Below are 24,995 nucleotides of genomic sequence, written 5' to 3'. Positions count from 1 at the left end.
CATGAAAACAAAATCAATCTTCCTCTTTTTACTCACTGGCTTTCTGATTAGCGCAGCTCCCTCATTACCGAAACTCTACGTCATTGGCGATAGTATTTCGATGCGATACGGGCCGTTTCTGGAAAAGTACGTGCAGGGCGTCTGGCAATACGACCGGAAAAGTGACGATGGACAGGCCGCTAAAAACCTGGACATACCAGTCGGAGCCAATGGAGGTGATTCGCGCATGGTACTGGAATACCTGAAGTTGAAAGCCCCCGACAAAACGTTTCAGCCGGATATTCTGCTGCTGAATTGTGGCCTGCACGACATCAAACGAAACCCGGAAACGAGCGCCATTCAGGTCGATTCGGCCAGTTACCGGAAAAATCTGGAAGCCATTTATCAACTATTGCACAAACGGAATATTCGCCTGATTTGGATGCGCACTACGTCGGTAGAGGACGAACGGCACAATTCCCGCTCAAAAGCCTTCAAACGCTACGCCCGCGATCTGGATGACTACAACGCCATTGCCGATGCCGTAATGCGTAAACATGGTGTTTCGATCATTGATCTGTATACGTTCACACGGAGTCTGGGCAGTGAGCATTTTGTCGATCATGTGCATTACGACGATTTCGCCATGCAATTACAGGCGGGCTACATCGCCGGATTTTTACAAGGACTACTTCCCTTAACGCAAAAACGAAAATGAGCCTACTCAATCCCTCTTTTCTCGCTGCGAGTCTACTCAGCATTAGCTCAACCGCTCTTGGTCAAGCCCCTCCTGCGCCAAAAGGTTATCAGGAAATCGGGCAGCTACGTACGCGCTCGGCTAAAGAAATAAACGCATCAACCTGGTCCATTGGGGGCGAAACCCTCGACCGGGATTATACCGATTATCAGTCCTACCGGCACTATTTAGGGCCACTGGGCGCCAAACGCATTCGGTTGCAGGGCGGCTGGTCGAAGTGCGAGAAGGTCAAAGGCACCTATGATTTCGCCTGGCTCGATGCGGTCATTCCAGACGCTTACTCGCGGGGGGTATCGCCCTGGGTCGAGTTGTCGTACGGCAATCCGCTTTATAATGGTGGTGGCGAAGCCAAGCTAGGGGGCCGAATCCCAACGTCGGAAGAAGGGCTGACAGCCTGGGATAACTGGGTTCGGGCAATAGTGACCCGCTACAAAGCGCAGGTGCCGGCCTGGGAAATATGGAATGAGCCTGACCTGAATAAATTGAACACTGGCGAAGAGGTCGCGGCTTTCTACATCCGAACCGCGAAACTGGTACGTTCCATCCAGCCGAATGCGCAACTGATTGCTCTGGGCGTAGCTGGTGTACCCGCAACGGCCTTTATGCGCCCATTTATGGAGCATCTGAAAAAGGAAAATGCCCTCGACCTGATCGATATTTTGACCTACCACGGCTACGCGCCGGTTCCCGAAACCTCCTATCCAAAGATTGAGGAAATGCGGCAATTGGTCTGGAGTTATAACCGGAGCGCCGGCCGCCCAAAAATCACCTTCATGCAGGGTGAGAATGGCGCTCCGTCAACGGCTAGTGCTGTCACCATCGGTGCCTTGCGGCAATTTGACTGGACCGAATTGAGTCAGGCAAAGTGGGATTTGCGCCGAATGTTGGGCGATCATGGACGCGGTATCGCGACGAATCTGTTCACCATCAGCGACATTCACTACGCAGCTGGCGACCACATGACAGGCGTGAATACGAAAGGGCTGCTGAAAACGAATCCTGATAAAACCATCGAACGGCCCAAGATGGCGTATAAAGCCGCTCAACACGTATTCACTACGTTCGATGACCAGCTAGAACTGCTCGATAAAGCAAAACCGACTGTCAGTCAGGCTACTATTTCGGCGTTTCAATATCGCCATAAAAAGAACGGCGGCAGTCTCGTAACGCTCTGGAGTAGTGAAGCGCGACCCGCCGAAACCTACGAACCAAAACCAACCGACGTAACAATTGAGGGCAAATTCACCACGCCCGTTCTAGTCGATCTGATTACCGGAAGGGTCTACGAGATTCCTAAAAGTAGCTGGAAGAAAGCAGGCAACAGCTACACATTTACCGCCATTCCAGTAGTAGATTATCCGGTACTGATCGCCGAGAAAAGTGCGCTTCCGCTAACAACGCCCACTGGTCAATCAGCGAATTCGAGCTTTAAATACCTTGGTAAAATTGCGCCGAAGCATTCACGGGATATTCGTTCGTCTAACTGGTCGGTGGGTGCCGAATATATGGATCGGGATTACACCGTTTATGCCAACTGGAAAGACTATTTGGGCAAACTGGGTGTCAAAAAAGCACGAATTCAGTCGGGTTGGGCCAAGTGTGAGAAAGTAAAGGGGCAGTATGATTTTGCGTGGCTGGACGAGATTGTGAATGACATGGTACGCCAAGGCGTTACGCCCTGGATCAATCTGTCGTACGGCAATCCCATTTATTCGGGTGGTGGCGGTACTACGTTAAATGCGGCTATTCCGTACTCGGGCGAAGCGCTGGAAGGATGGAAGAAATACGTAGCGGCTATCGTCAATCGCTACGGCGATAAGGTAACGGAGTGGGAAATCTGGAATGAGCCGAATTACAAAATCTCCGTTCCTGATTATGCTAACTTCTTTGTTACAAGTGCCGAAGTGGTAAAATCGGTGCGACCAAATGCCAAAATCATTGCCTTTGCGCTTGGCAGTGGCGTCGACTACAAATTCGCCGACAACGTACTGAAAATTCTTCAGGAGAAAGGCAAGCTCGATTTAGTAGACGAAATCAGCCATCACCGCCATATTTCAAATCCCGATAATCGGGAACCAGAAATCGAACTGGAAAAAGTTGTAGCCAAATACAGTTCAAAAATTCGGATTCGTCAGGGTGAAGCGGGTTGTCCGTCGGAGTGGAATAAAAACTTCGCTATGAACAACTATCCCTGGACGGAATTGACGCAATCGAAACACATTCTGCGCCGATTGCTGAACGATCTGGGCCACGATAAAGAGTCGTGCTGTTTCACGATTATGGATGCTAAAACACCGCAGGAGTGGAATCATAAAGGGCTGTTGCAAGCGAACGGGGACATGACCGTAGCCTACCCTAAACCCGCTTATTACGCGTTCCAGAACCTGATTTCCGTATTCGATGATCGCCTGAGTCGGTTAGAAACGTATCCATATTCAGCGAAAAAAGACGATAACAGCAACCTTTCACTGTATGCCTTTGCGGATAAATCCAGTCAGCTTCAGGCCGTAACAGTCTGGATCAAAGACAACGTACCGTCTAACAATAACGAGCAAACGTTGTGCGACTTTACGTTTGCCAATGCGCAGTTCAAAAATCCGGTTTGGGTGGATTTAGTTGCCGGAACCGTCTATGAAATCCCGAAAGAGAGCTGGCAGAAAAAGAACAATGTGTTCCGCCAGATTCCACTCTATGATTCGCCTATTCTGATTGCCGACAGATCAATCATCAGTCTAGCTGAAAACCAATAAGCAGCCGCATTCCATGAGCGCAATAATGGCACAAACAACCTTTCTTCTGCTGGCAGTAACCCTGCTGCCTGGGCAAGCTATGGCCCAGCGGAATATTGAGGTGCCATTGTATCCAAATGGCGTTCCTAACTCCGTGACCAGCACGCAGCCCGAAAAACGGACATTCGATACCGAAGGTCGATTAACGGCCGTATCGAATGTGATTGTTCCACGGCTCATCGTGTATCGGCCTGCTACGTCGAACGGAACGGGCGTAATTATTTGTCCGGGTGGTGGCTACCGAAATCTGAATACTGAAAATGCCCGGTTTATCGCGCAACGCTTAAATCAGTGGGGTATTACGGCTTTTGTACTAACGTATCGTTTACCGGCCGATGGCCTGATGCAGGATCGATCAATAGGGCCGTTTCAGGATATTCAGCAGGCGTTTCGTGTGGTACGTCAACGGGCCGCTGAATGGGGCATTCAACCGAATCACTTGGGTGCACTGGGTTCTTCGGCAGGTGGACACGTAGCAGCGATAGCCGCAACGCAGTTTACGAAGGCGTTTGAACCGGGAAAAGATACCACTTCACTACGTCCTGATTTTCTGGTGCTGTGCTGGCCCGTCGTCAGTTTTCGTCCCGACATCGCGCATCAGGGTTCCGTAAAAAATCTGCTGGGCGATCATCCAATCGATAAGCAATTGGCCGATTTCTCCCCCGAAAAACACGTAACAACGGCTACGCCACCGACATTTCTGGTTCATGCGGGCGACGATCCTACGGTGAAATTCAGCAATAGCATCCGCTTTTACGAAGCCCTCAGAAAAGCCAATGTTCCGGCAGAGCTACACCTCTACGAAAAAGGCGGCCACGGCTTCGGGATCAAACCCGACCTGCCCGATTCCTGGATGACGCAACTGGAAATCTGGCTACGTAACAGAGGATTTCTAACCCGAATCTGATCGACAATAGACATACAATCATTCTCCAAATACAACCAATAACACGATGGAAACACCCGGTTATCAACGTATTAAAGAAACATCGCTGAATTTTGTCAATGCCATGAAAATTGGCGATACGCCCGGCGTGTATCGGAAGGAACGTAGTGAAGGCGAAAGCTTTTACGGCTCCTACCATGCGGCCCACGTACTGGACTTGTTTGGTGAACTCCATAACCGCCCGGCAACTGACCTGGACATTTGGGCCAACCAATTTCAGCGTCGACAGACCGAACAGGGCTTTTTCTCCGGGAAAGCGTCGGAGTTTAGCCGCGTCCGCACCCTGGAAGAACTCGAACCCGTCTGGCATTATACACGCGGAAACATCTGGGCGCTACGTGTCCTCGACCGCAAACCCGAACGTGAACTTAGTTTTCTGGAGCCACTCCTGAATGCTGATCGACTGTATCGCTGGGTGAAACACTACGACTGGCGCAATTCATGGTCGGCGGGCAATCAGGTGCTGGCTGCTGCTACGGCATTATTTGCCTTACGGGATTGGTTTGGCGCTTCGGAAGTAGACGCGCTGATGGAGAAAGCGATGTTTCCGGCTCTCGAAGAATTGCAGGATAGCAAAACCGGATACTGGGGAACACAATTCGGTGCTGACCGCGACAATGGCTTATTTGGAACCATCCACGTAGTGCCCATTTATTTCGCCTTAGGCTGGCCACTCCGGCACCTCGAACGCTCCATCGATTCGACACTGGCTTGCCAGTTACCCGATGGTTCGTTCTGGCCGGGAGGTTCCGACTGCCCCGATTTTGACGGAGCGTATCAGTTGGCCAATCTGGCTGCTTTAACCGACTATCGGCGGGAAGACGTAGAAGCGGCATGTCGTCGGTATCTGGCTCACGCGCTTCAGCACGAAAGTCCGGATGGAGTCGGCTGGTTATTACACCGAAAAGATAGCCAGCCTAAAGACTGGGTTCCACGCCCTCACTGGATCTGGCAGGAGGGCGAAACCTCGGCCCGAGCCGAATTGCGTGATGAAGACCCGAATCGCACCCATATCATGCTCGGTTCCTGGTTTTACCCCCTTTCAATTGCTTTAGTGAGCCATTTGCTTGGCGATACGGGTTACGAAGGGCCTTATCATTTCAATAGCCACTCACTGCACGTCTGCAACGTATTCAACGAGCCCTTGACCAGCTATTAATCAACGCATGGAAAACAACCGCCGTAATTTCCTCAAAACTCTATCGGTGCTCCCGCTTTCGGCATCGCTCGATCAGCTGGAAACCAACGTATCGTCCCCCATTACTCAACCAGCGGATAGTCTAACGGCTGCCCCCTTGAAAAAAATTGGGACAGTGCGTCTCAAAAAACCAAGCGAAATCAAAAGATCGCCTTTTGGTATTGGCTGCGAAACACTGGACCGCGACTTGTGGAAACCCAAAGAAGTCTATCCCTGGGTCGATAGTTTACCCATTAAATGGGGACGACTGCAAACAGGTTGGGGACGCGTAGAACGAGAAAAGGGTAAGTATGATTGGGGTTGGCTGGATGAAAGCGTCGACGGACTGGTAAGCCGAAACGTAACACCATTTTTCAATGTCAGCTACGGCAACACCAATTACATGGCCGGTGAAGTGGGCTATCATCCGCTGGATTCTCCCGAAGCCAACGAAGCCTGGAAACGCTACGTAACCGCCCTCACCAGGCGCTACAAGAATAAGATCAAGCACTACGAAATCTGGAACGAACCTAATCTGGGGGGATTCTGGGCACCCGACAAACCCAATCCTCAAAAGTACGTGCAGCTGGTCCGGGAAACGGCACCAATAATTCGCAAAAACTGTCCCGGTGCCATCATTGTGGGTGGAGTCGTTTCGCAGATGCCGACCTACTACATTCAGGAGATGCTGAAGGCTGGGCTTGCCGATCTGATCGACATTTTTTCGTTCCATCCCTACACAACCATCCCTGAATCGTATTCGGAGCGGACCGTAGCACTCCGGAAATTACTGGACCAGCACAATCCGAAGATCAAAATCTGGCAGGGCGAAAACGGCTTTCCGTCTGACCCAAACAGTACGGGTTATGGCGGAGAGGGGCCCTGGACCGAAACCATCCAAGCCAAAGTCATGCTACGTCGGTTGCTGACCGACTGTTCGCTGGATATCGACATGACGCTTTGGTTTCTGATTGTCGATCTGCACGACTATCCGAAAGGCTCCGGGAAGGTGAACTACAAAGGCATTCTGCGGCAGAAACCCAAAGTCAAACCCAAGATCGCCTATAAAGCCCTGCAACATCTGGGCAGTCTGGTTCACGGTGATGTACGCACCCGCAGCTCGATTGTTCACGCGGTGGCGGGTAGCGAACCAGCCACCGAAAAGGAATATCGGCTTTTCGGTAACGGACTTAAAAAGAGTCTGGATGGAATCTGTTCGGCCGTACTAAATACAGACAACGGAACCGTTTTCGCGTATTGGTCAGGCGCAAAAGCCGCCGATAAACCCGCCGATAGTACCATTCACGCTTTCTTCTGGGATTGGGAAGGTCGAGGTTTCAATGAACCCGTACTGGTCGATCCGTTGTCGGGCGATATTCTCGACTTAACGAATCACGAGAAGATATACGATAAGGATAAATGGCGGGTCGATGCGGAGGCTCAGGTATTCCGGCAATTACCGTTGCAGGACTATCCGCTGCTGATTATGGAGAAAAGTAACGTAGTGTAAAGAATTACACCGAAACCTACTATGGAGAAGAACCGTCGCCATTTTCTTAAAACCTTATCAGTACTCCCACTATCGACTTCGCTCACCGATTTAACACCGGCAGTTGCAGAATCCGTTATTTCCTCGAGTAACGATCGGGCAACTGCGCCCTTGAAAAAAATAGGTACGGTGCGACTCAAGAAACCGACCGAAATTAAGAGCTCCCCCTTCGGTATCGGCTGCGAAACACTCGACCGCGACCTATGGAAACCTAAAGACGTGTATCCCTGGGTCACTGATTTGCCCGTCAAGTGGGGACGTTTGCAGACGGGTTGGGCGCGCGTTGAGCGGGAAAAAGGCAAATACGACTGGGCCTGGCTCGATGAAAGCGTCGATGGACTCGTGAGCCGTGGTGTCAAACCGTTTTTCAACGTCGGTTACGGCAATACGAATTACCAGGAGGGCGAAGTTGGTTTTTATCCATCAACGGCCGATCCCGTGGCCAATGCGGCCTGGCAGAAGTTCGTTGTTGCAGTCGCCAAACGGTACAAAGGGAAAGTTCAGCATTACGAAATCTGGAACGAACCGAACCTGTCGGGCTTCTGGAAGCCCGATAAACCCGACCCGAAAAAATATGTACAACTGGTTCGGGAAACCGCGCCATTGATTCGAAAAAATAACCCCGATGCGATTATCGTCGGTGGAGTGGTATCAAGGATGCCTATTCTCTACATTCAGGAGTTATTTAAAGCCGGATTGGGTGATTTGATCGATATTTTTTCGTTCCATCCCTACACGACGATACCCGAAGCGTATACCGAACGGACGAAAGGGTTGCGCCAGTTAATTGACCGCTATAACCCGAAAATCAAAATCTGGCAGGGCGAAAATGGCTTCCCCTCCGATCCGAACAGCACTGGATTTTCGGGCGAAGGACCCTGGACGGAAACCATTCAAGCCAAAGTCATGCTACGTCGGTTACTAACCGATTGCTCGTTGAATCTGCCCATGACGTTGTGGTTTCTGATCGTCGATCTGCACGATTACCCGAAGGGCTCCGGTAATACGAACTACAAAGGAATTCTGCGGCAAAAGCCGGAAATCAAACCCAAGATTGCGTACAAAGCCCTGCAACATCTGGGCAGTCTGGTTCACGGCGAGGTACATACCCGAAGCGCTACGGTCAATACGTTGTCGGGTAAGGAAAGTGCCACGGAGAAGGAATACCAATCGTTTGGCAACGGAACCGGCAAAAATCGGGAAGGCATTTGCACTGCTACGTTAAACACCGACAACGGCCTTGTATTGGCGTATTGGTCTGACCAGAAAGCATCCGACAATCCTCCGGCAGATAGCATTCATCTATTTCTCTGGGATTGGGAAGATCGCGGATTTGCGGAACCCGTTCTGGTCGATCTGCTATCGGGCGAAATCCTCGAAATCCCGAATCAGGAGAAGCTGTTCGACAACGATAAATGGCGGGTAGGTGCCGAAGCGCAGATTTTCCGTCAGCTTCCGCTGTACGATTATCCAATGCTGATTATGGAAAAAAGTAAAGTGGTTTAATCGCATTCACGATGAATTACACAGTTAAAATTCTTCTTCTCTGGCTCTCGATTCTGACCAGCGGCTTCGCTCAGAAACCACTCGGTGTTTGGGACGTCTTCAGCACGGGCGCGAAAGGCGATGGCAAAACGATGGATACAAAAGCCATTCAGATAGCTGTTGACCATTGCCATGCAGCCGGAGGGGGGAAAGTGTATCTGCACAATGGTACGTTTCTATCGGGTACGATTTATCTGAAAAGCAACGTAACGCTCTACCTCGAAGCCGGTGCTACGTTGCTCGGAAGCACCAAAGCGACGGATTTCCCGGATCAGGCTTCGGACTACCCGACTTACGATGAAAATCCGCTAACCAGCAAAGCACTTGTTTACGCCGAAAACGTCCAAAACATCAGCATCGACGGGCGGGGAATTATTGACGGACGTGGCGATTTACTCGACAATCGTGGCCCCAACGATCCCTATCTGCGGCCTTCGTTCAAATATCGTCCGCGCATACTTCATATTCGGGGTTGCCAGAATGTGCAGATCAAAGGCGTAACGCTTCAGAACTCGGCCTCCTGGGTACAGACCTATCAGGCCTGCAAAAATCTGGTGATCGATGGCATTACGGTCGATAGTCGGGAAAACAAAGACGTTGAGAATCCGAATCGGGAACACGCCGTGAAGCACCGCAATACCGACGGCCTGGATTTGGTCGATTGTGAGTTCGTTCGTATTTCCAACTGTTTCATTACCAGTGGTGATGATGCCATCTGCCTGAAAAGCTTTTCTCCCGATAAAGCTTGCCGAGATATTACCATTACCAACTGCGTCGTCAGCGCTGGTGCCAGTGGCATCAAGATCGGCACAGAAACCGCCGGACGTATCGAAGATATTGTGGTGCAAAACTGTACCGTATTCGACACGTGGGGCGATGGATTAGCGATCATGAGCGTTGATGGGGCTCAGATAAAGCGCGTCACGTTTTCGAATATCAGCCTGCGAAACATCAAACGTTCGGGCATTTTTGTTCGGCTGAACACGCGAAACAAGAAATACGGAGCAAACACCGTCGTCAATAAACCGGCTCTTCAGGACGTAATTATCTCAAATATTCAGGGAAGTCGGCTGGCCGCGCTGGGCTGTTCGGTTACGGGTCTTAGTGAGTATCCGGTCGAGAACGTAGTGCTACGTAACCTGAACTTTATGTTTGAAGGCGGCATCACTGATGGTAAATCAACGCCCGTTCCTGAGAAAGCCGATGCCTATCCGGTCGGAACGATGTTCGGCGCTACGTTACCTGCCTACGGCTTCTACGTTCGTCACGCCCGAAACGTTACGTTCGATCAGGTGCAATTGCGTTTCGTGAAAGACGATCTGCGTCCGGCACTGGTTTTCGATGACGTTGAAGAACTCGACATGCTGGGTTTAAAAGCGCAGAGCGTAGTCCAAACACCGGAATTGATCCGGCTCATCAATGCCCAACGAGTAACGATTGCGGACTCCCGGCCAACGGCAGCCGTTGCCTCGTTCGTGTCTGTTTACGGCGAAAAATCATCCGCTATTGCTCTGACCAATAATACGTTGAGCCAATCGAAACAATCCTGCGTTTTTGAAAACCCAACCTTAAAATCAACGGTCAAGGAATCCGGAACGATACAGTAATCGGCCAAACCCGCTTTTACCATGAATAACCTGATCAACATCTTTTTCCTCTTCCTGACGCTCACGACATCTGGTTTTAGCCAAAAACCGACGGGTGTATGGGATGCTTTTGCGTTTGGAGCGAAAGGTGACGGCAAAACGATGGATACGAAAACCATTCAAACGGCTATTGATCAATGTCATGCAGCCGGAGGAGGAAAGGTTTATCTGCACAACGGTACGTTTCTGTCGGGTACGATTTATCTGAAAAGCAACGTAACGCTCTACCTCGAAGCCGGTGCTACGTTGCTCGGAAGCGCCAACGTGGCCGACTATCCGATTACCCCCTCAAAATATCCGACCTACGGCGGAGATCTGGTGACGGATAAAATGTTCATTTACGCCGAAGAAGCGCACAACATTTCGATTGCCGGACGGGGCACGATAGACGGGCGGGGCGACGACTTTAACGGCCCGTATTTGTCGCCTTCGTTTAGCGGCCGCCCCCGGATACTCCATTTCCGAAACTGTGAGAACGTACAGGTACGCGACGTTACGCTGCGCAATTCGGGGTCGTGGGTCCAGTTTTACCAGTCGTGCCGAAACATGGTTATTGACGGCATTACGGTCGATAGCCGCGAAAACAAAGACATTGAAAAATCGCGCCATGCCGATGCCAAAGGACGTAACACCGATGGGATGGATTTGGTCGATTGTCAGGTTGTGCGTGTGTCCAATTGCTTCATTACCAGTGGCGACGACGGTATCTGCCTGAAAAGTCTGTCCCCCAACGAGAGTTGTCGGGATATTACCATTACGAACTGCATTGTCAGTACCAATGCCTCGGGTATCAAGATCGGCACGGAAACGAGCGGAGCGTTTGAAGATATCACCGTTCAGAATTGTACCGTATTCGATACGCGGGTCGATGCGATCAGTATCATGACGGTAGACGGTGCCCGTATCGAACGGATCAACATCTCGAATATATCGGTTCGCAACGTAAAAGGAACCGCCATTTTCCTTCGGCTGGGTGCCCGCAACCGGACGTACCGAAAAAATGCTAAAGCCGCTACGGGAATCCTGAAGGATATTCTCATTGAAAATGTGCAAGGCACTCGGATTGGCGGCTATGGCTGCTCAATTACCGGTATTCCGGGCTTTCTGGTCGAAAATATAACCCTGAAACAAATCCGGCTTCGGTTCGATGGCAGCAATAAACCCTTACTGAGCGATGATGACACGCGAAAACCAGTACCCATTGCACCACCCGCTGTCAACCATACCGTACCGGAGAAAATCGACGCCTATCCGCGTGGTGAAATGTTCGGTCGGTTACCCGCTTATGGATTTTATATCCGGCACGGCAAGAACATATCGCTGGACAATATTGCACTCGATTATGCCGACGACGAAAACCGGTCGGCTATTGTTGCGGATGACGTCGATACGCTGGAAATCATCGGTTTAAAAGCAAAACCCAGTCCGAACGTATCGGAAGTGGTGCAGCTTAAAAACGTTCGCAATTCACCTAACCTTCCTAAATCAAACTAACCATGCAGACGCTTCAACAACTGGATTACTGGGCCATTGCCATCTATATGCTTCTGATGGCAGGCATCGGGTTGTTTCTGGGCAAATTCGTCAAAAACATAGGCGACTATTTCAAAGGTGGCAACGCCATTCCGTGGGTGTCGGGGGCAATCAGCAACTTCATGACCAAATTCAGTACGTTCATTTTCGTAGCGTACGCGGGCATTGCGTACCAGCACGGATTTGTGGCCCTGACGCTGATCTGGAGTACGGTTTTGCCTGCGCTGGTGGGGGTGGCCGTATTTGCCAAACGCTGGCGTCGGGCGGGCATCATGACGCCGATGGAGTTTCTGGAAACCCGCTTCAACGCCCCCGTTCGTCAGACGTTTTCCTGGATGGGTGTGCTGTTCAAAATTCTGGACAACATGGTTCGGTTGTACGCGCTCGGCCTGTTTGTGAAAGCCGCCACGGGTCTCTCGCTCGAAGCGTCGATTCTGGCCTGTGGAATTATTGTGGCACTTTATACGGTAGTTGGCGGTCTGTGGGCAGTCGTCGTAACCGACGTAGTACAGTTCATTATTCTGATTGTTGCTACGTTGATTCTGGTGCCGCTGACCATCCAGGCTGCGGGTGGTTTACCCAAGATGATGGCCACCATTCCCGATCATTTCACCTGGCTCAATGGCCCCAAAGGCATGCCGTTGTACATGACGGTCTATTACCTGATGATTCTGGTGAAATACAGCGGCAACTGGACCTTCATTCAACGGTTCTACAGCGTCCGCGATGAGGAAGCCAGCCAGAAACAGGGGATGCTGACGGCGGTATTTTTCTTTCTCTTTCCCGTTATTTTTCTCTTTCCATCCATTGCGGCCAAAGCCCTGATTCCGAATCTGGAAAACCCCGAAATGGCCTACGTCAGTGTTTGTCTGAAGTTGCTTCCAGCCGGAATTATGGGTTTGATGGTGGCCGCCATGTTTGCCGCTACCATGTCGGTATTGAGTGGCGAATACAACGTAACGGCAGGCGTTCTGACGCGCGACATTTACCAGCGTCTGTTTAACCCCAATGCAACAGACAAAGAAATGCTTTGGGTAGGTCGATTGATGACACTGGTGCTGGGCGGCCTCATCACGATTGGCGCGCTCTACGTCGGTGGTTTCGGGGGAGCGTTTGAAGCCAATAAACTCTTTACGGGCCTGTTCGCCATACCAATGACCTTACCGCTCGTGCTGGGTATCGTACTGAAACGGCCGCAGCCCTGGGGGGCCTTTGCTACGTTGATTATCGGGGTAGTTCTAGGACTGGCGCTTAATTCGATGCCGCAGGTTTCGTGGGAATGGGCCACGCTCATCGAAATTGTTGCCTGCGTGGTCGTATTCCTACTATCGGGGGTCCTTGTTCAGCAAAGCGCTACGTATCGTCAGCGTGTTGAATCGTTCTTTCGTCGCTTAAGTACTCCGCTGACCGAAGCCGAGAAACCCGCCGAAAATCCGGGCTTCATGCAGACCATGAACCGGCTGTATGCCGTGGCTCTGGTTGTAACCGGCATTCTGTTTATGGCCATGAGCATCCCATCACTCAGCGAAACCAGCGGCCAGGTGGCAATAGGAGCCGGACTGCTCTGCCTGCTACTATCGTGGCTGATGTGGTATCGAGCCAGCCGACCGCTTTCCGCTGCCTCATCTACTAACGTAACACAGCAACAACAGCCTGCCGACACGGCAGTCAACAATCATTAACGTAAAACGACATAAGCGATCTGATCTGACTATGAATTATTTACAGAATAAAGTCATCTTCATCACCGGTGCCTCCAGTGGCATTGGAAAAGCAACCGCCATTGCTTTGCTGGATCAGGGTGCCAGGGTTTTTGACTTCAGCCGAACCCATCAATTAGCCGACGAAGTAAATCACGAAAACCTTCGCTCGTTTAAAGGCGATGTGAGTCAGGAAGCCGACGTAGTAGCGGGCTTCACCGCCTGCCAGGAAATCTTCGGCCCGGTTGATATTCTGCTCAACAACGCGGGGATTGGCTTAACCACAACCGATCTGTCCACGACCGATCTGGAGACGTACGAACAAATGATTACCATCAATATGCGTGGCGTTTTCCTCTGCAACCGTGAAGCCCTCAAACACATGAAACCGCGAAAACAGGGGCATATCGTAACCGTTATTTCGATGGGCGGACAACGGACCAACCCCACGGCACCGGTTTACTGCGCGTCTAAGTTTGGCGCCCGTGGGCTCAGCAGCGGGTTAGCCGATCAGGTACTGAAAGAAGGCATTCGGGTTACGGATGTGAATCCGGGTCCAACCGACAGCAACTACTGGGGCGACCGCAACGTAGCGCGCGAAAAATTCCTGAAAGTAGAAGACGTAGCACGGGTCATTCTGTTCGTACTCAACCAGCCGGATTACGTCCTCATTCGCGAAATCAATTTTGACAACATGAAATTTCTGGCACAATAATGAAATCCAACGGAAAACACCAACCCGACGACAAAACGGTCGTCCCCCCCTTCCCTATTCCAGTGTCAGAAATGCGGATGCGTTATCTACAGCTGTATTCTGGCGCGATCAATGACGTACTGCGTTTCAATTATGGTTCTCATGCCTCCAGTTTACCGTCAGCTTTTGCTCCGCTGCGCGAAGAAATGAAAATGGCCGGTATGGCTTTTACCGTCAAAGGAGGGCCCGACATTACCACGGATGGTGAATTTGAAATGCGGGCGCAGATGCTCGAAGACTTACATCAGGATTCGGTTGTGATCTGGGATTGTACGGGCGATACGGTTACCTCGCAATGGGGCGAAGTCATGACCATGGCCGCACTCAAGGCCGGATGTCGGGGGGCGCTCATCAACGGCATTCGCGATACCAAAGCCATTCTGGACCTGAACTTTCCGGTTTTTCACAAGTATAAAACCAGCACCGGAATGCTCGGTCGTTTCCGGATGTACTATTACCAGAAACCGGTACAGATCGGTGAAGTCATCGTGCGGCCCGGCGACTGGATTTTCGGCGACATCGACGGGGTTATTGCGATCCCACAAGCGATTGCATATGATGTGCTGATCGCTGCTGAAAAGATCGTTCACAAAGAAGAAGGCATCAAGGAAATGGTCGAAAGCGGCATGACACCAACCGAGGTTGTCCGCAACGGAGGGTATTTCTGATGGAAGCCATAAAAACAGCAGCCTTGTTTCTGACCGAAGCCGAAAAGTCCGCCATTCTGTCTAGCAACGACACCGTTATCCAACAGTTCAGACGGGCGTTGGCACTGCGCGTGACGCAACGGCTGGCCACGCCGGGACTTCAGACCGAGAGTTCGGAGCCTGTTAAAGCCGCGTTAGGCTGGTGGTATCCGGCGGCTGAATATCTGTCGGATGCGGCCATGCAGTACGCGCTCGAACCGACCGATGCGCTGGCTTCGTGGCTCCGATATACGACGCTCCAGATTGCCCGATTACCCACAACCGAGTGGGTTGGTCCCTGGTTTCGTAATCATACCGAGCCTTTTACGGGGCATCTGGAAACAGCGCACGTTTGCTGGGGTGTATCGGCCGTGCTGACCTTAGCGGGCGAGGTCTTCACGGAAACGGAACGAACGGACGTTCGCGAGGCACTACACGAAAAGGGAGTTGTTCTCTGCCAGCGCTGGCTAACTAAAAATGCGCATTTAGCTAACTGGCGGGCTATTATGGCATCCGGCGCCCTGGTGGCTTCAGCGGCTCTGGGAGACGAAGCGTTGCTCATCGAACTACTTCCCGACCTAGTACGTATGGCCCAGGCTTTCCAGCCCGATGGATCGTACGGCGAATCGCTGCAATACGGCAACTATCTGGCTAATGCACTGATGCTGGCTTATGAATCACTGATACGTTCATATCCAGATCTGGCCTGTCAACTGGCTGTTGATGCGTATGGACGTGGAATGAACTGGATGGCGCAGAGCATGCTCTATCGGAAGCCAATGCCTGGCTGGGGCGATTCACCACGGGCGCGAGCCGTAAATTTCAACGACTCAGCCGCTTTGTTTCGTCCCTCAGGTGACTTACTGCTACACGTAGCGGCTCGCTCTATTGATTCCGTCCAGGCAGGATTAGCCCGTTGGCTTTTTCAGGAATATTACGAACCTGAGCCGACCCAGGGGCCGCACGATCTTGCTACGTTTGGGATGGTAAACGACTGGGGGTTTCTGACATTGCCCCTATTGCTACGTTCGCCCAGGGCCATTTCGCCAGTCGATACCAATTTGCCGCTAACGGTTTCGTTCTCAAATGGCAACGTATTGGTACGTGACGACTGGAATGGGCAATCTGTACTAGCCATTCAGGGAGGGAATGCCGATGGCGTTTATGCTCCCGGACATTTGCAGGGCGATCTGAACAGTTTCATGCTGGTGTATAACCGCGAACGACTTTTGGTCGACCCTGGCCACAGCTGTTACCGCAACCTGATTCACGGACTGGAATGCGCTACCCAAACGCATAATACCTGCACGTTTTTGCTCGAACAGGATACGCTGGGTTTGCAGGAAGACCTCGCAAAAATCAAACTGCTCGAGCAACGTAACGTATTGGCTCGACGGCAGATTCGCCCTGATGGTTCTGTTGGCCCCGCTGTTGAGCGAGGTGGTCGACTGCTTACCGTCCAGCGCGTTGATGACGTATCGTTGGTTGTATCGGAAGTAGCGGCTTCCTATGGCCCACCCATTCAGGAGTTTACACGTTGCTGGATTCAGGCTGGCGCTCACATTACGTTCGTGATCGACCGCATTCAGGCCAGTGAACCCGTACGTACCGTCTGGAATTGGCTCCTGAATAATCGGAACGGCGAATCCATTATTCAGACAGAAGGAAATAGTCTGACGATGTATCGTCACCAGACGGGGCTAAAACTCTGGCATATTGGTCAGGCAACATTAGCAGGTCCTATTTATGCCTATCTGCACGATGCCTATCACCCTGAACCGGCTCAACAAGGAGAAGGACGGCCTGGAAGCGGGTTGCTTTTCCGTCACACAGCCTCTCAAAAAACAACCAGCCTCAACAAGCTACATATTCTGGCGGCTGACGATCATACAGCAATTAATCATTGGGAAATGCAGGCTGACGCAAACCAATGGACGGTCTATAAACCAGGCGCTTTCATTCAATTGTCGGGTTCTTACGAAGACGACGTATCGCTCATTCTGACGATCAATAAAAAGACGTATACCCTGACTGAAAACGAAGGACGTTTCACTCTTGACATCACCAGCCAGTCACTGTAAGCCTACAACTCAACTCTCGAAAACCCTTACTTTCTCTTTATGAACGAATCCCTTTTTCTGGGCGTCGATCATCCTGCCGTTGCCGCCGATGATGTAGAATCGCTAACCAACTGGTACTGTGAGGTACTTGGTTACCAGCGTTGGTTTCGCCACCAACCCGTCGGACCGCTCCAACCGGTCTGGATGCTACGTGCCCCCGACCAAACCCTACTGGAAATCATGCCGAAAGATCAAACGCTACGTCCCATGCGTACTACGTGGACTCCCGGCTGGTCGCACGTAGCGTTACGTGTCGCCGACATCGATCAGGCGATTCGCTGGCTCGACTCGCACGGGGTAACCTGGGGCGGTGAATTGACCAACGCGATTGGTGGCGGTCGTGTCCGCAATTTCTTCGATCCAGAAGGAAATATGCTACAAATTCTTCAACGAGCGACTACCATTCAGTAAGCTCATTCTCTCTTTCGCTCATTTACGTTTAACACTATGAAAGCGGCATTTTATTCTGGTAATCAAACATTTGAATTAAAATCGAGTCAGCCAGAGCCAGTTCTTCCCGGTATGGTTCGGTTAAAAGTGGCCTATTGTGGGGTCTGCGGCACCGACATTCATATTTATCATGGCAAAATGGACCATCGGGTTCAGATGCCGCAAGTGATCGGACACGAAGTGTCGGCCGAAATCGCTGAGCTGGGGCCCGATGTTTCGGGCTGGCAAGTTGGTGATAAGGTGTCCGTAAGACCACTACAGCCCGGAGCCGATGACCCATCGGACAATGGGCAGCGGCACATTGGCAAAAACCTCAAATTCATTGGTATCGACACACCCGGCGGCATGCAAACGTACTGGAACGTACCGGCCTATACCCTGCACCGCTTACCCGAAACAATGTCTCTTCAGCTTGGCGCTTTAACCGAACCACTGGCTGTGGCCTGTCATGATGTTCGGCTCAGTCGATTACAGGCTGGCGAAAATGCGGTAATCATTGGCGGTGGACCGATTGGCGTGCTGATCGCGCTCGTTGCTCGCCACAAAGGTGCTAACGTGCTCATTTCTGAACCGAATGCAACTCGGGTAGCCTTATGTCAGGAACTGGGTTTAGCGGCTGTAAATCCAACAGCTACTGATGTAGTTAAGGAAGTCGAAGTGTTTACCAAGGGCGCGATGGCCGATGTCGTTTTTGAAGTATCGGGGGTGACTGCGGGTGTACAAACCATGACACAGCTGGCACGGGCACGCGGTCGGATTGTGATGGTTGCGATTCACAGCGAACCAAGGCCTGTCGATCTCTTCCGTTTTTTCTGGCGGGAACTACAGCTGATTGGCACGCGTGTTTATGAACCCGAAGATTTTGACGAAGCGATAACCCTGGCAGCTTCAGATGAGCTCCCTCTCGATCAATTTATTACCCAAATTTCGCCACTAGACGCCATTCAATCTGTCTTTGAGACCATCGATAATAATCCAGCAGGCTTGAAGTATTTACTTCAGTGTACTGATTAGATTTAACTTTGTCAAAGTTTTGAACTTTGACAAAGTTGATATTCTCCAAAAAAATATGCAATAAAATTAATCAGAAAAGCCAACCGATAAATCGGTTGGCTTTTCTGATTAATAAACAAGAAAAAGCAATAAATATTTAAAAGAAATCCTATAAATTACTTATCAAATAATCCAACAATACGATAGTGAAATTTCCTCAAAAATCAACTATTTCAATAAATTAAATCAAAAATAATTTTCCAAAAAAAAATAATTCTTTTAAAAACATTTACTTTTATCATAATTAGAAAACCCAAAACAATCATAAATTCAGATATAATTTCCCAGACAATCAATCGGCCAAATAATATCTTTTTTCAGAACAAAATATCAACCAAAAACCTCTACAAGAAAGATATTCCTTAAGCTTGCATATGCTGATTCTTTTTGTATTTTTGAATTATGAAGCATATATCAATTCTAGTCCCGGAAGGTGCCATTTTAGGGAGTTTAGAAGGGTCCCGCCAACTTATGACGCAGGTAAACGAGTTCTTTAAAGTAAAAGGGCAACAGCCCCTCTTTAAGGTACAACTGGTAGGCCTGTCAAAAGAAACCAAGTTAAGCGGGGGATTATTTACGGTTAATACGGACGTAACAATCAACGATGTAGAGAGGACTGACCTGATCATTATACCCGCCCTGGATGGCGAGATCACAAGCGCTCTGGAAATTAATCGAGATTTCGTTCCGTGGATTATAAAGCAATACAAAAGTGGCTCAGAAGTTGCCAGTTTATGTCTGGGAGCATTCTTACTGGCATCAACGGGCCTATTGAAAGGGCGCAAATGTGCTACGCACTGGATGGCGACCAATACGTTCCGACAGATGTTTCCAGATGTAGATCTGGTTACTGAAAAGATTATAACCGACGAACAAGGCATCTATTCAAGCGGGGGAGCGTTCTCCTACCTGAATTTGATTTTATACCTGATCGAAAAATATGCGGGGCGGGATATCGCCATTCTAGCAGCCAAAGTCTTTGCGATTGAAATTGATCGGGAAAGTCAATCTCCTTTCACTATTTTTCAGGGGCAGAAAAGTCATGAAGATGAATCTATTAAAAAGGCACAGGAATTTATTGAAGCAAACTTCCAGGAAAAAATAACGGTCGATCAATTAGCTTCTATGTTTGCGATTGGACGGCGAAATTTTGAAAGGAGATTCAAAAAAGCGACCTCCAACACAATTTCAGAATACATTCAGCGTGTAAAAATAGAGGCAACCAAAAAAGGGCTTGAAACCAGCATGAAAACAATTAATGAACTCATGTACGATGTTGGCTATAACGACACAAAAGCCTTTAGAACTGTCTTCAAAAAAATAACTGGTATTTCGCCTATCGACTACAGAAATAAATACAATAAGGCATCACTAAATTAAGTAAATCTGTTTGTTTATTTCTTCTGGTTCGTCAATATCAACTCCGTCAGAATACGTATCGTTTTTTTGATCTCTATTTACTTTAGTATCAACACTTATGAATTACTGGGCGTTTGGCCTCACTCTTCAATCAGACATTTCATTCGATACAGTTCTTCAGCCATCGTCTACACCTGTCGACATTGTAATTTCTGAAAACCTAGTTCCCGAAAAAGCGAATCAGCAAACTCGTATTTATAGGCGGGGAGTACAGGCTAAGTTTGGCCTATCAAACCAGGACTTTTTGCTTAACTGGGCCGGAATCGGTCGTTTCAAGTCATCGGAAGGAAAACGAATTGACTATCAGAATCTCGGTGCTGACGAAGGAACACTACGTCTTTTTCTTCTTAGTGAAGTAATTGGCCTTACATTATTTCAGAGAGGATTATTTCTGCTACATGGTAGCGCCGTTCAGGTTGGCGATGAGGCATTAGTTTTTCTGGGAATACCAGGCGCTGGAAAATCAACAACAGCAGCCGCCTTTGCCAAAGCTGGACATATTGTTTTAAGCGATGATTTAGTGGCTATTCAACTCATCGATAATAAAGCACACGTCATTCCAGCGTTTGGTCAGTATAAAATCTGGCAGGCAACGATTGATGGTCTGGGTATCAACAATTTGGTTCTTGAACCTTCTTTTGAGGGAGCTACGAAATATCTGGTAAACCAGCCATTTGACAAATTCCCTAACCAGCCAATTCCGCTACGTGAAATCACTCTCCTGTATCCGCCAAAATCGCGTATAGCAGATGGGGTCATTAACCCACTACATGCGCCGGTAGAGCTTATCAGGCATTTTCCACTACCCAAGCAATTAGTAAAGCCATCCTATCTGCCAAAACATTTCCAGGATGCGATTTCCATTGCCCGATCGGCCCGGCTTACACAAATGAAACGGAAAGCCACGTTCAGTTTACTGGAAGAATGGGTTAATTCATTCTAAAACCTATTCTTCGGGTCTTACCGAAAATAACCGTTTCAGCCAGCTTTTTTGCTCTTCGACCTCCTCGCGCTTTTCCTGGTCGGTGGGTTCATAGTTTGCCAGCATTCTTAAATCAGGCTGGCCAGCGTCGACCCAACAGGTATACCAGAAATCGCCCACCATTTTGACCGATGCCCGCATTTGTCGCTCAACCTGCCCTTGCAGTCGTTCGTGATACAACCGCGAAAAATCGGAAGCATACATTTTTGACGTAACGCCATTTCTCTCATCAAAACTATACTTTTTCCCTTCGCCAACTTCGTCAGTCAGTGCCTGCTCAAATCGTAACACTGAATCCAGGGCTGCATTTGCTTTGAAAACAGCTTTCCAGGCGGCTTTTTGTGGCGAATACACGTACTCGGCCTGACCGGTTAAAAAATCGTAATCGACACTGAAGAGTTCAGGCAGACGCGATTCCCAAAAACCGTGGATACCCTGTTGATTGGTTAGCTGTCCGTTGTAATTACGGGTTGTATGAAGCGGTACATTAGCATCTGCGATATAATGCCCCAGATCGGCGGCCACTCGTAAAATACGGCGAACGTTACGTTGTTTGAACGCTTCTGTGAGCTGATATTTCGTCAACTGAATTTGCCAGGGTACAATGCCATGTAAGGCCAACGTATCTTCTCCGTAACGATTAACGGCCTCTTTATAAAACCGAGGTAATGTCGTGAACGACGTATCAGCATAGGCGTCAAGATCAATAAAATGTCGCGGAGCCTCACCTACTACAGCATACCGGCGTTTATCGGGATTCACAGCATTATCGGTCAGGAAAACGATATGTTTTTTGAAAAAGGCAATCATCTCGACCGGCAATGTAAACACAGCCAGACGATTTATCTGCTGATGGGCATAGAAACCCCAGACAAGTCGACACGCCAACGTATTGCTAGGTTGTTCATCTCTCTGAATAGTATTTTTCCGCGAAAGCATCGGAGTCAATTGCCTTTTCTCCGGCACTTGTTCTGCTCTACTAGCGATACCATTCAGTAAACTTCCCACAAAAAAAATGCAGCAAACAGGAAACCAAATATTTCTATTGTAGTTTTGATAAAACATGGTACTTAAATAGTAATTAATTTAACTATTTTAAAATTCAGCCATGATAAACAGAATAATATTCTAAATAAAGAACAAAATACGAATAATCATGAATGCTAAGTCTCGGGGTTATGCCCTAATTGTTGTGCTGATGTGTGCCTTTGCTTTGACAATCTATGGTGCCTACACACCGACTAGAAAAGCTCAAAAACAGCAAATCGTATGCATTAAATTTAAAAAAGACGTTGAAACGGCTGCTGTAGAGAAGCATATGAATGGTTTTGCGACTCTAAAGCACGATATACCACAAATCGTTAATTATGCGTCCGGCAAGACGATCTTGCCGAATCAGGCAGTTTCAGACTATGATGTGGTTCACTATTTAACATTTCAGAGTGAAGCTGACATCCGAGCCTTCGAACAAAGCGACGCCTACAAACAGTTTGTTGAACAAAATCAAGGAGTATGGGATAAAACCTTGATCGTCAACGCTGATATTCGGCAATAATTCGGTGAAACTTATAGAAATTCGGTAGAGATCATTTGTTTTCTCTGCCGAATTTCTTATTTTTGCGCCCTCTTATCGCGACAACGATTTTCACAATACATACAAATGGCAAACCATAAGTCAGCAAAAAAAGCAATCCGGTCTAGCGCAAAGAAGCGGTTGTTGAACCGTTATCAGCACGTAACGACTCGGAACATGGTGAAAAAACTACGTACCACCACCGACCACGTAATGGCCGTTGAGCTATTCAAATCTGTTTCTTCTGCATTGGATAAACTTGCAAAACGCAACATTATTCACAAAAACAAAGCAGCTAACAACAAATCGAAACTGGCTCGTCTGGTAAACGGTTTGAAACAAGCTTCTGCTTAGTGCCAGACGAAGTTCAGATCATTAAGTAACGAATTTATCATTTAAGAAACCTTATCTTTTTGCAGATAAGGTTTTTTTATGCACCTTGGGAACGAAAATTACCACCGTAACCGACTCGTTTTCATGGATTACACCACTTCAGGCACCATCCAAAGCTGGGCCGAAGAAGATCGCCCACGCGAAAAATTGATGCTGAAAGGCAAAGCAGCCCTTTCTGAGGCTGAACTAATTGCTATACTGATCAACTCAGGCACCGTTGACTTAACAGCCGTCGACGTCGCTAGAATTATCCTTAAAAGTGTTGGCAACAATCTCAATGAATTAGCCAAACTGAGTATCAAGGATCTCTCAAAATTTAGAGGAATTGGCGAAGCAAAGGCCATCAGCATTGTGGCAGCGCTGGAATTAGGACGCCGACGCAAAGAACAGGATCGTCCACAACGAGCCCGCATTACGTGTTCCCGCGATGTTTATAATGAGATGATTCCCCATCTGTTGGATAAACCCCACGAAGAGTTCTGGATCGTACTGCTGAATCGGGCCAATGAAGTGCTACGGCCTATACAGATCAGTACGGGTGGCGTATCAGGCACAGTTGCCGATGCCAAAATTATTTTCAAGCAGGCGCTCGAGCACCTGGCCTCAGCCATCATTCTGCTGCATAATCACCCCTCTGGCAATCTGCAACCATCACAGGCCGACAAAGAGTTGACCCGAAAACTCAAAGAAGCCGGAAAACTGCTGGAAATCCCGGTTCTCGATCACGTTATTTTTACTGATAAAGCCTACTTCAGTTTTGCCGATGAAGGCATTCTGTAATCAGGAGAACAAGAAAGGTTTGGGACTGAAACACAGCACAAAAACAACCAGAGCCAACCAGCCCAATAGTTTACGTTTGGCATCCAGAGGCTCCTGAAGCTCCGTTTCAGGATGGTAAATACCCAGAAAGCGGCCAAGCACGAATACAAAAACAAGAAACCCGGAATAGCCTTCCCAATCCGGTCTAATCCAGGAAAACACTAACTGAGCGGCCACAACGCTTAACGTAATAAGCCACGATGTGGTACGGTTCTCGCTGATTCGGGAAAAAGCCAGATATAAGAAAACAATATACAGTCCGAAATTACCGAGTTCGGAGAAAAACGCTTCGTCGGTAGGAACCGCGAAATCCGACGGCTTGAATAGACCCAAACCGGCATAAAAGGCAAACAGGATAAACAAGGATGGTGCCACCCAACGATACAAACCCCGACCAATCAACGCATACAGAATATGTCCGCCATCGAGCTGCCCAATTGGAATCAGGTTCAGCGACGTAAAAAATAAAGCCAGATAGCCTGCCATCAGATATGGATAATGGATCATCTCATACGGATGGGGTAATCGTGCCGGATCAGCAACGTAGTTTTTGAAGAACGAAAACAGCAGGTTATCGCCTAAAGCAACCGCGCCACCTTCAGGCAGATTTTCGTAGGCGAACTGACCATAGGCCAGCCCCCACTTCTGATATTCAGGATGAATGGTAAATATGAATTCAGGCGGTGGCAGGTGCGTAAACCCATACCATAACACAACAAGTGCTAGTGCAAAGCCAGCCAATGGGCCAGCAATGCCAATGTCGAAATACTTTTTCCGACTATTGATATAATCCTGAATACGAATGAAGGCGCCTAACGTACCGATACTCTGTCCAATACCAAGCCAGAGCGGAATGTAATAAGGTAACGTAACGCGCACCCGATTGGCCTTGGCTGTAAAATAGTGTCCAAATTCGTGAACCGTTAGAATAGCCAGAAATGGTAGCGAAAACTGAAATCCAGCAACAAACTCCTCCCAACCCAACCGTTTCATTCCTTTGACTGGAATAAACAAACGACCAAACATCCATTCGGCCCCAGCCATTGTTGTGGTAATCAGTGTAATTATAAAAAGACCTCCATGAAGGAGGTACGTTTTAGTTCGCTGGCTCATGTATACTGATGT

At 49.0% G+C, this 24,995-nt stretch carries 21 protein-coding genes; 19 read left to right on the top strand and 2 right to left on the bottom strand.

The genetic code is table 11. From position 1 onward, the window contains the following. Position 1: 1 nt before the first annotated feature. From GK108_RS08410 to GK108_RS08335, 16 genes are all read left to right on the top strand, one after another. Positions 2-697: an SGNH/GDSL hydrolase family protein gene (locus GK108_RS08410; protein ID WP_163945775.1), complete on the top strand. Its 696-nt coding sequence runs from the start codon at positions 2-4 to the stop codon at positions 695-697. Next, positions 694-3,486 (top strand): GH39 family glycosyl hydrolase, encoded by a 2,793-nt coding sequence (locus GK108_RS08405; RefSeq protein ID WP_163945772.1) that lies wholly within the window; start codon positions 694-696, stop codon positions 3,484-3,486. Before GK108_RS08410 ends, GK108_RS08405 begins: the two co-directional genes overlap by 4 nt. 13 nt (positions 3,487-3,499) lie before the next feature. Then, positions 3,500-4,432 carry an alpha/beta hydrolase gene (locus GK108_RS08400; RefSeq protein WP_212592758.1) on the top strand — a complete coding sequence of 311 codons (933 nt, stop codon included), beginning with the start codon at positions 3,500-3,502 and terminating at the stop codon, positions 4,430-4,432. Positions 4,433-4,478: 46 nt separating this feature from the next. Then, positions 4,479-5,630: a hypothetical protein gene (locus GK108_RS08395; RefSeq protein ID WP_163945769.1), complete on the top strand. Its 1,152-nt coding sequence runs from the start codon at positions 4,479-4,481 to the stop codon at positions 5,628-5,630. 7 nt (positions 5,631-5,637) lie between these two features. Next, positions 5,638-7,158: a GH39 family glycosyl hydrolase gene (locus tag GK108_RS08390; protein ID WP_163945767.1), complete on the top strand. Its 1,521-nt coding sequence runs from the start codon at positions 5,638-5,640 to the stop codon at positions 7,156-7,158. A gap of 21 nt (positions 7,159-7,179) precedes the next feature. After that, positions 7,180-8,703 (top strand): GH39 family glycosyl hydrolase, encoded by a 1,524-nt coding sequence (locus GK108_RS08385; protein WP_163945762.1) that lies wholly within the window; start codon positions 7,180-7,182, stop codon positions 8,701-8,703. An 11-nt stretch (positions 8,704-8,714) separates the two neighbouring features. Beyond that, entirely contained in the window at positions 8,715-10,349 is a 1,635-nt protein-coding gene (locus tag GK108_RS08380; RefSeq protein WP_163945759.1) for a glycoside hydrolase family 28 protein, read from the top strand. Positions 10,350-10,370: 21 nt separating this feature from the next. Further along, a complete protein-coding gene (locus tag GK108_RS08375; RefSeq protein ID WP_163945756.1) occupies positions 10,371-11,882 on the top strand; it encodes a glycoside hydrolase family 28 protein in 1,512 nt (503 codons plus the stop codon). Between the two features lie 2 nt (positions 11,883-11,884). Then, positions 11,885-13,603, top strand: a complete 1,719-nt coding sequence (locus GK108_RS08370) for a sodium:solute symporter family protein (RefSeq protein WP_163945753.1) — start codon at positions 11,885-11,887, stop codon at positions 13,601-13,603. A gap of 31 nt (positions 13,604-13,634) precedes the next feature. Next, positions 13,635-14,336: an SDR family oxidoreductase gene (locus tag GK108_RS08365; protein ID WP_163945750.1), complete on the top strand. Its 702-nt coding sequence runs from the start codon at positions 13,635-13,637 to the stop codon at positions 14,334-14,336. Positions 14,337-14,413: 77 nt separating this feature from the next. Next, positions 14,414-15,043: an RraA family protein gene (locus GK108_RS08360; protein WP_246224757.1), complete on the top strand. Its 630-nt coding sequence runs from the start codon at positions 14,414-14,416 to the stop codon at positions 15,041-15,043. Continuing rightward, complete coding sequence (locus tag GK108_RS08355) at positions 15,043-17,142, top strand: heparinase II/III domain-containing protein (protein WP_163945744.1); 2,100 nt, start codon at positions 15,043-15,045, stop codon at positions 17,140-17,142. The genes GK108_RS08360 and GK108_RS08355 overlap by 1 nt, the downstream gene beginning before the upstream one ends. Before the next feature lie 39 nt (positions 17,143-17,181). Further along, the gene (locus GK108_RS08350; protein ID WP_163945741.1) at positions 17,182-17,592 is read left to right on the top strand and encodes a VOC family protein; all 411 of its coding nucleotides are present in this window, start codon (positions 17,182-17,184) and stop codon (positions 17,590-17,592) included. A 36-nt stretch (positions 17,593-17,628) separates the two neighbouring features. Continuing rightward, positions 17,629-18,645, top strand: a complete 1,017-nt coding sequence (locus GK108_RS08345; protein ID WP_163945738.1) for a zinc-dependent alcohol dehydrogenase — start codon at positions 17,629-17,631, stop codon at positions 18,643-18,645. 441 nt (positions 18,646-19,086) lie between these two features. Beyond that, positions 19,087-20,064, top strand: coding sequence for a GlxA family transcriptional regulator (locus GK108_RS08340; protein ID WP_163945735.1), 978 nt, complete (start codon positions 19,087-19,089; stop codon positions 20,062-20,064). Positions 20,065-20,161: 97 nt separating this feature from the next. Further along, positions 20,162-21,046: a phosphoenolpyruvate carboxykinase (ATP) gene (locus tag GK108_RS08335; RefSeq protein ID WP_163945733.1), complete on the top strand. Its 885-nt coding sequence runs from the start codon at positions 20,162-20,164 to the stop codon at positions 21,044-21,046. 3 nt (positions 21,047-21,049) lie between these two features. Here GK108_RS08335 and GK108_RS08330 read toward each other — a convergent pair whose 3' ends face one another. Continuing rightward, on the bottom strand, positions 21,050-22,024 hold the full coding sequence (locus GK108_RS08330; protein ID WP_394366274.1) for a zinc dependent phospholipase C family protein: 975 nt from the start codon (positions 22,022-22,024) through the stop codon (positions 21,050-21,052). A 217-nt stretch (positions 22,025-22,241) separates the two neighbouring features. On the opposite strand from GK108_RS08330, the gene GK108_RS08325 reads away from it, so the two are divergent. The 3 genes from GK108_RS08325 to radC all read left to right on the top strand — a co-directional run bounded on the left by GK108_RS08325 (position 22,242) and on the right by radC (position 23,831). Next, on the top strand, positions 22,242-22,640 hold the full coding sequence (locus GK108_RS08325) for a Dabb family protein (RefSeq protein WP_163945727.1): 399 nt from the start codon (positions 22,242-22,244) through the stop codon (positions 22,638-22,640). 105 nt (positions 22,641-22,745) lie between these two features. Next, complete coding sequence (gene rpsT, locus GK108_RS08320; protein WP_163945724.1) at positions 22,746-23,012, top strand: 30S ribosomal protein S20; 267 nt, start codon at positions 22,746-22,748, stop codon at positions 23,010-23,012. Between the two features lie 123 nt (positions 23,013-23,135). Further along, positions 23,136-23,831: a RadC family protein gene (radC, locus tag GK108_RS08315; RefSeq protein WP_163945721.1), complete on the top strand. Its 696-nt coding sequence runs from the start codon at positions 23,136-23,138 to the stop codon at positions 23,829-23,831. Here the strand turns inward: radC and GK108_RS08310 are convergent, their stop codons facing one another. Next, on the bottom strand, positions 23,832-24,983 hold the full coding sequence (locus tag GK108_RS08310) for a site-2 protease family protein (protein WP_163945717.1): 1,152 nt from the start codon (positions 24,981-24,983) through the stop codon (positions 23,832-23,834). Between the last annotated feature and the right edge of the window lie 12 nt (positions 24,984-24,995).

Origin of the sequence: Spirosoma terrae (genome assembly GCF_010435915.1) — a bacterium.
Lineage (GTDB): Bacteria > Bacteroidota > Bacteroidia > Cytophagales > Spirosomataceae > Spirosoma > Spirosoma terrae.
This window is presented reverse-complemented; position numbering and strand designations above follow the sequence as displayed.

Excerpts from the sequence above, each read along its gene's own strand:
- GK108_RS08340 (WP_163945735.1), top strand. The coding sequence starts at position 19,087 with ATGAAGCATATATCAATTCTAGTCCCGGAAGGTGCCATTTTAGGGAGT.
- GK108_RS08385 (WP_163945762.1), top strand. The coding sequence starts at position 7,180 with ATGGAGAAGAACCGTCGCCATTTTCTTAAAACCTTATCAGTACTCCCA.
- radC (WP_163945721.1), top strand. The coding sequence starts at position 23,136 with ATGGATTACACCACTTCAGGCACCATCCAAAGCTGGGCCGAAGAAGAT.
- GK108_RS08355 (WP_163945744.1), top strand. The coding sequence starts at position 15,043 with ATGGAAGCCATAAAAACAGCAGCCTTGTTTCTGACCGAAGCCGAAAAG.
- rpsT (WP_163945724.1), top strand. The coding sequence starts at position 22,746 with ATGGCAAACCATAAGTCAGCAAAAAAAGCAATCCGGTCTAGCGCAAAG.
- GK108_RS08335 (WP_163945733.1), top strand. The coding sequence starts at position 20,162 with ATGAATTACTGGGCGTTTGGCCTCACTCTTCAATCAGACATTTCATTC.
- GK108_RS08395 (WP_163945769.1), top strand. The coding sequence starts at position 4,479 with ATGGAAACACCCGGTTATCAACGTATTAAAGAAACATCGCTGAATTTT.
- GK108_RS08400 (WP_212592758.1), top strand. The coding sequence starts at position 3,500 with ATGAGCGCAATAATGGCACAAACAACCTTTCTTCTGCTGGCAGTAACC.
- GK108_RS08410 (WP_163945775.1), top strand. The coding sequence starts at position 2 with ATGAAAACAAAATCAATCTTCCTCTTTTTACTCACTGGCTTTCTGATT.
- GK108_RS08370 (WP_163945753.1), top strand. The coding sequence starts at position 11,885 with ATGCAGACGCTTCAACAACTGGATTACTGGGCCATTGCCATCTATATG.
- GK108_RS08405 (WP_163945772.1), top strand. The coding sequence starts at position 694 with ATGAGCCTACTCAATCCCTCTTTTCTCGCTGCGAGTCTACTCAGCATT.
- GK108_RS08325 (WP_163945727.1), top strand. The coding sequence starts at position 22,242 with ATGAATGCTAAGTCTCGGGGTTATGCCCTAATTGTTGTGCTGATGTGT.
- GK108_RS08310 (WP_163945717.1), bottom strand. The coding sequence starts at position 24,983 with ATGAGCCAGCGAACTAAAACGTACCTCCTTCATGGAGGTCTTTTTATA.
- GK108_RS08380 (WP_163945759.1), top strand. The coding sequence starts at position 8,715 with ATGAATTACACAGTTAAAATTCTTCTTCTCTGGCTCTCGATTCTGACC.
- GK108_RS08330 (WP_394366274.1), bottom strand. The coding sequence starts at position 22,024 with ATGCTTTCGCGGAAAAATACTATTCAGAGAGATGAACAACCTAGCAAT.
- GK108_RS08375 (WP_163945756.1), top strand. The coding sequence starts at position 10,371 with ATGAATAACCTGATCAACATCTTTTTCCTCTTCCTGACGCTCACGACA.
- GK108_RS08345 (WP_163945738.1), top strand. The coding sequence starts at position 17,629 with ATGAAAGCGGCATTTTATTCTGGTAATCAAACATTTGAATTAAAATCG.
- GK108_RS08365 (WP_163945750.1), top strand. The coding sequence starts at position 13,635 with ATGAATTATTTACAGAATAAAGTCATCTTCATCACCGGTGCCTCCAGT.
- GK108_RS08360 (WP_246224757.1), top strand. The coding sequence starts at position 14,414 with ATGCGTTATCTACAGCTGTATTCTGGCGCGATCAATGACGTACTGCGT.
- GK108_RS08390 (WP_163945767.1), top strand. The coding sequence starts at position 5,638 with ATGGAAAACAACCGCCGTAATTTCCTCAAAACTCTATCGGTGCTCCCG.
- GK108_RS08350 (WP_163945741.1), top strand. The coding sequence starts at position 17,182 with ATGAACGAATCCCTTTTTCTGGGCGTCGATCATCCTGCCGTTGCCGCC.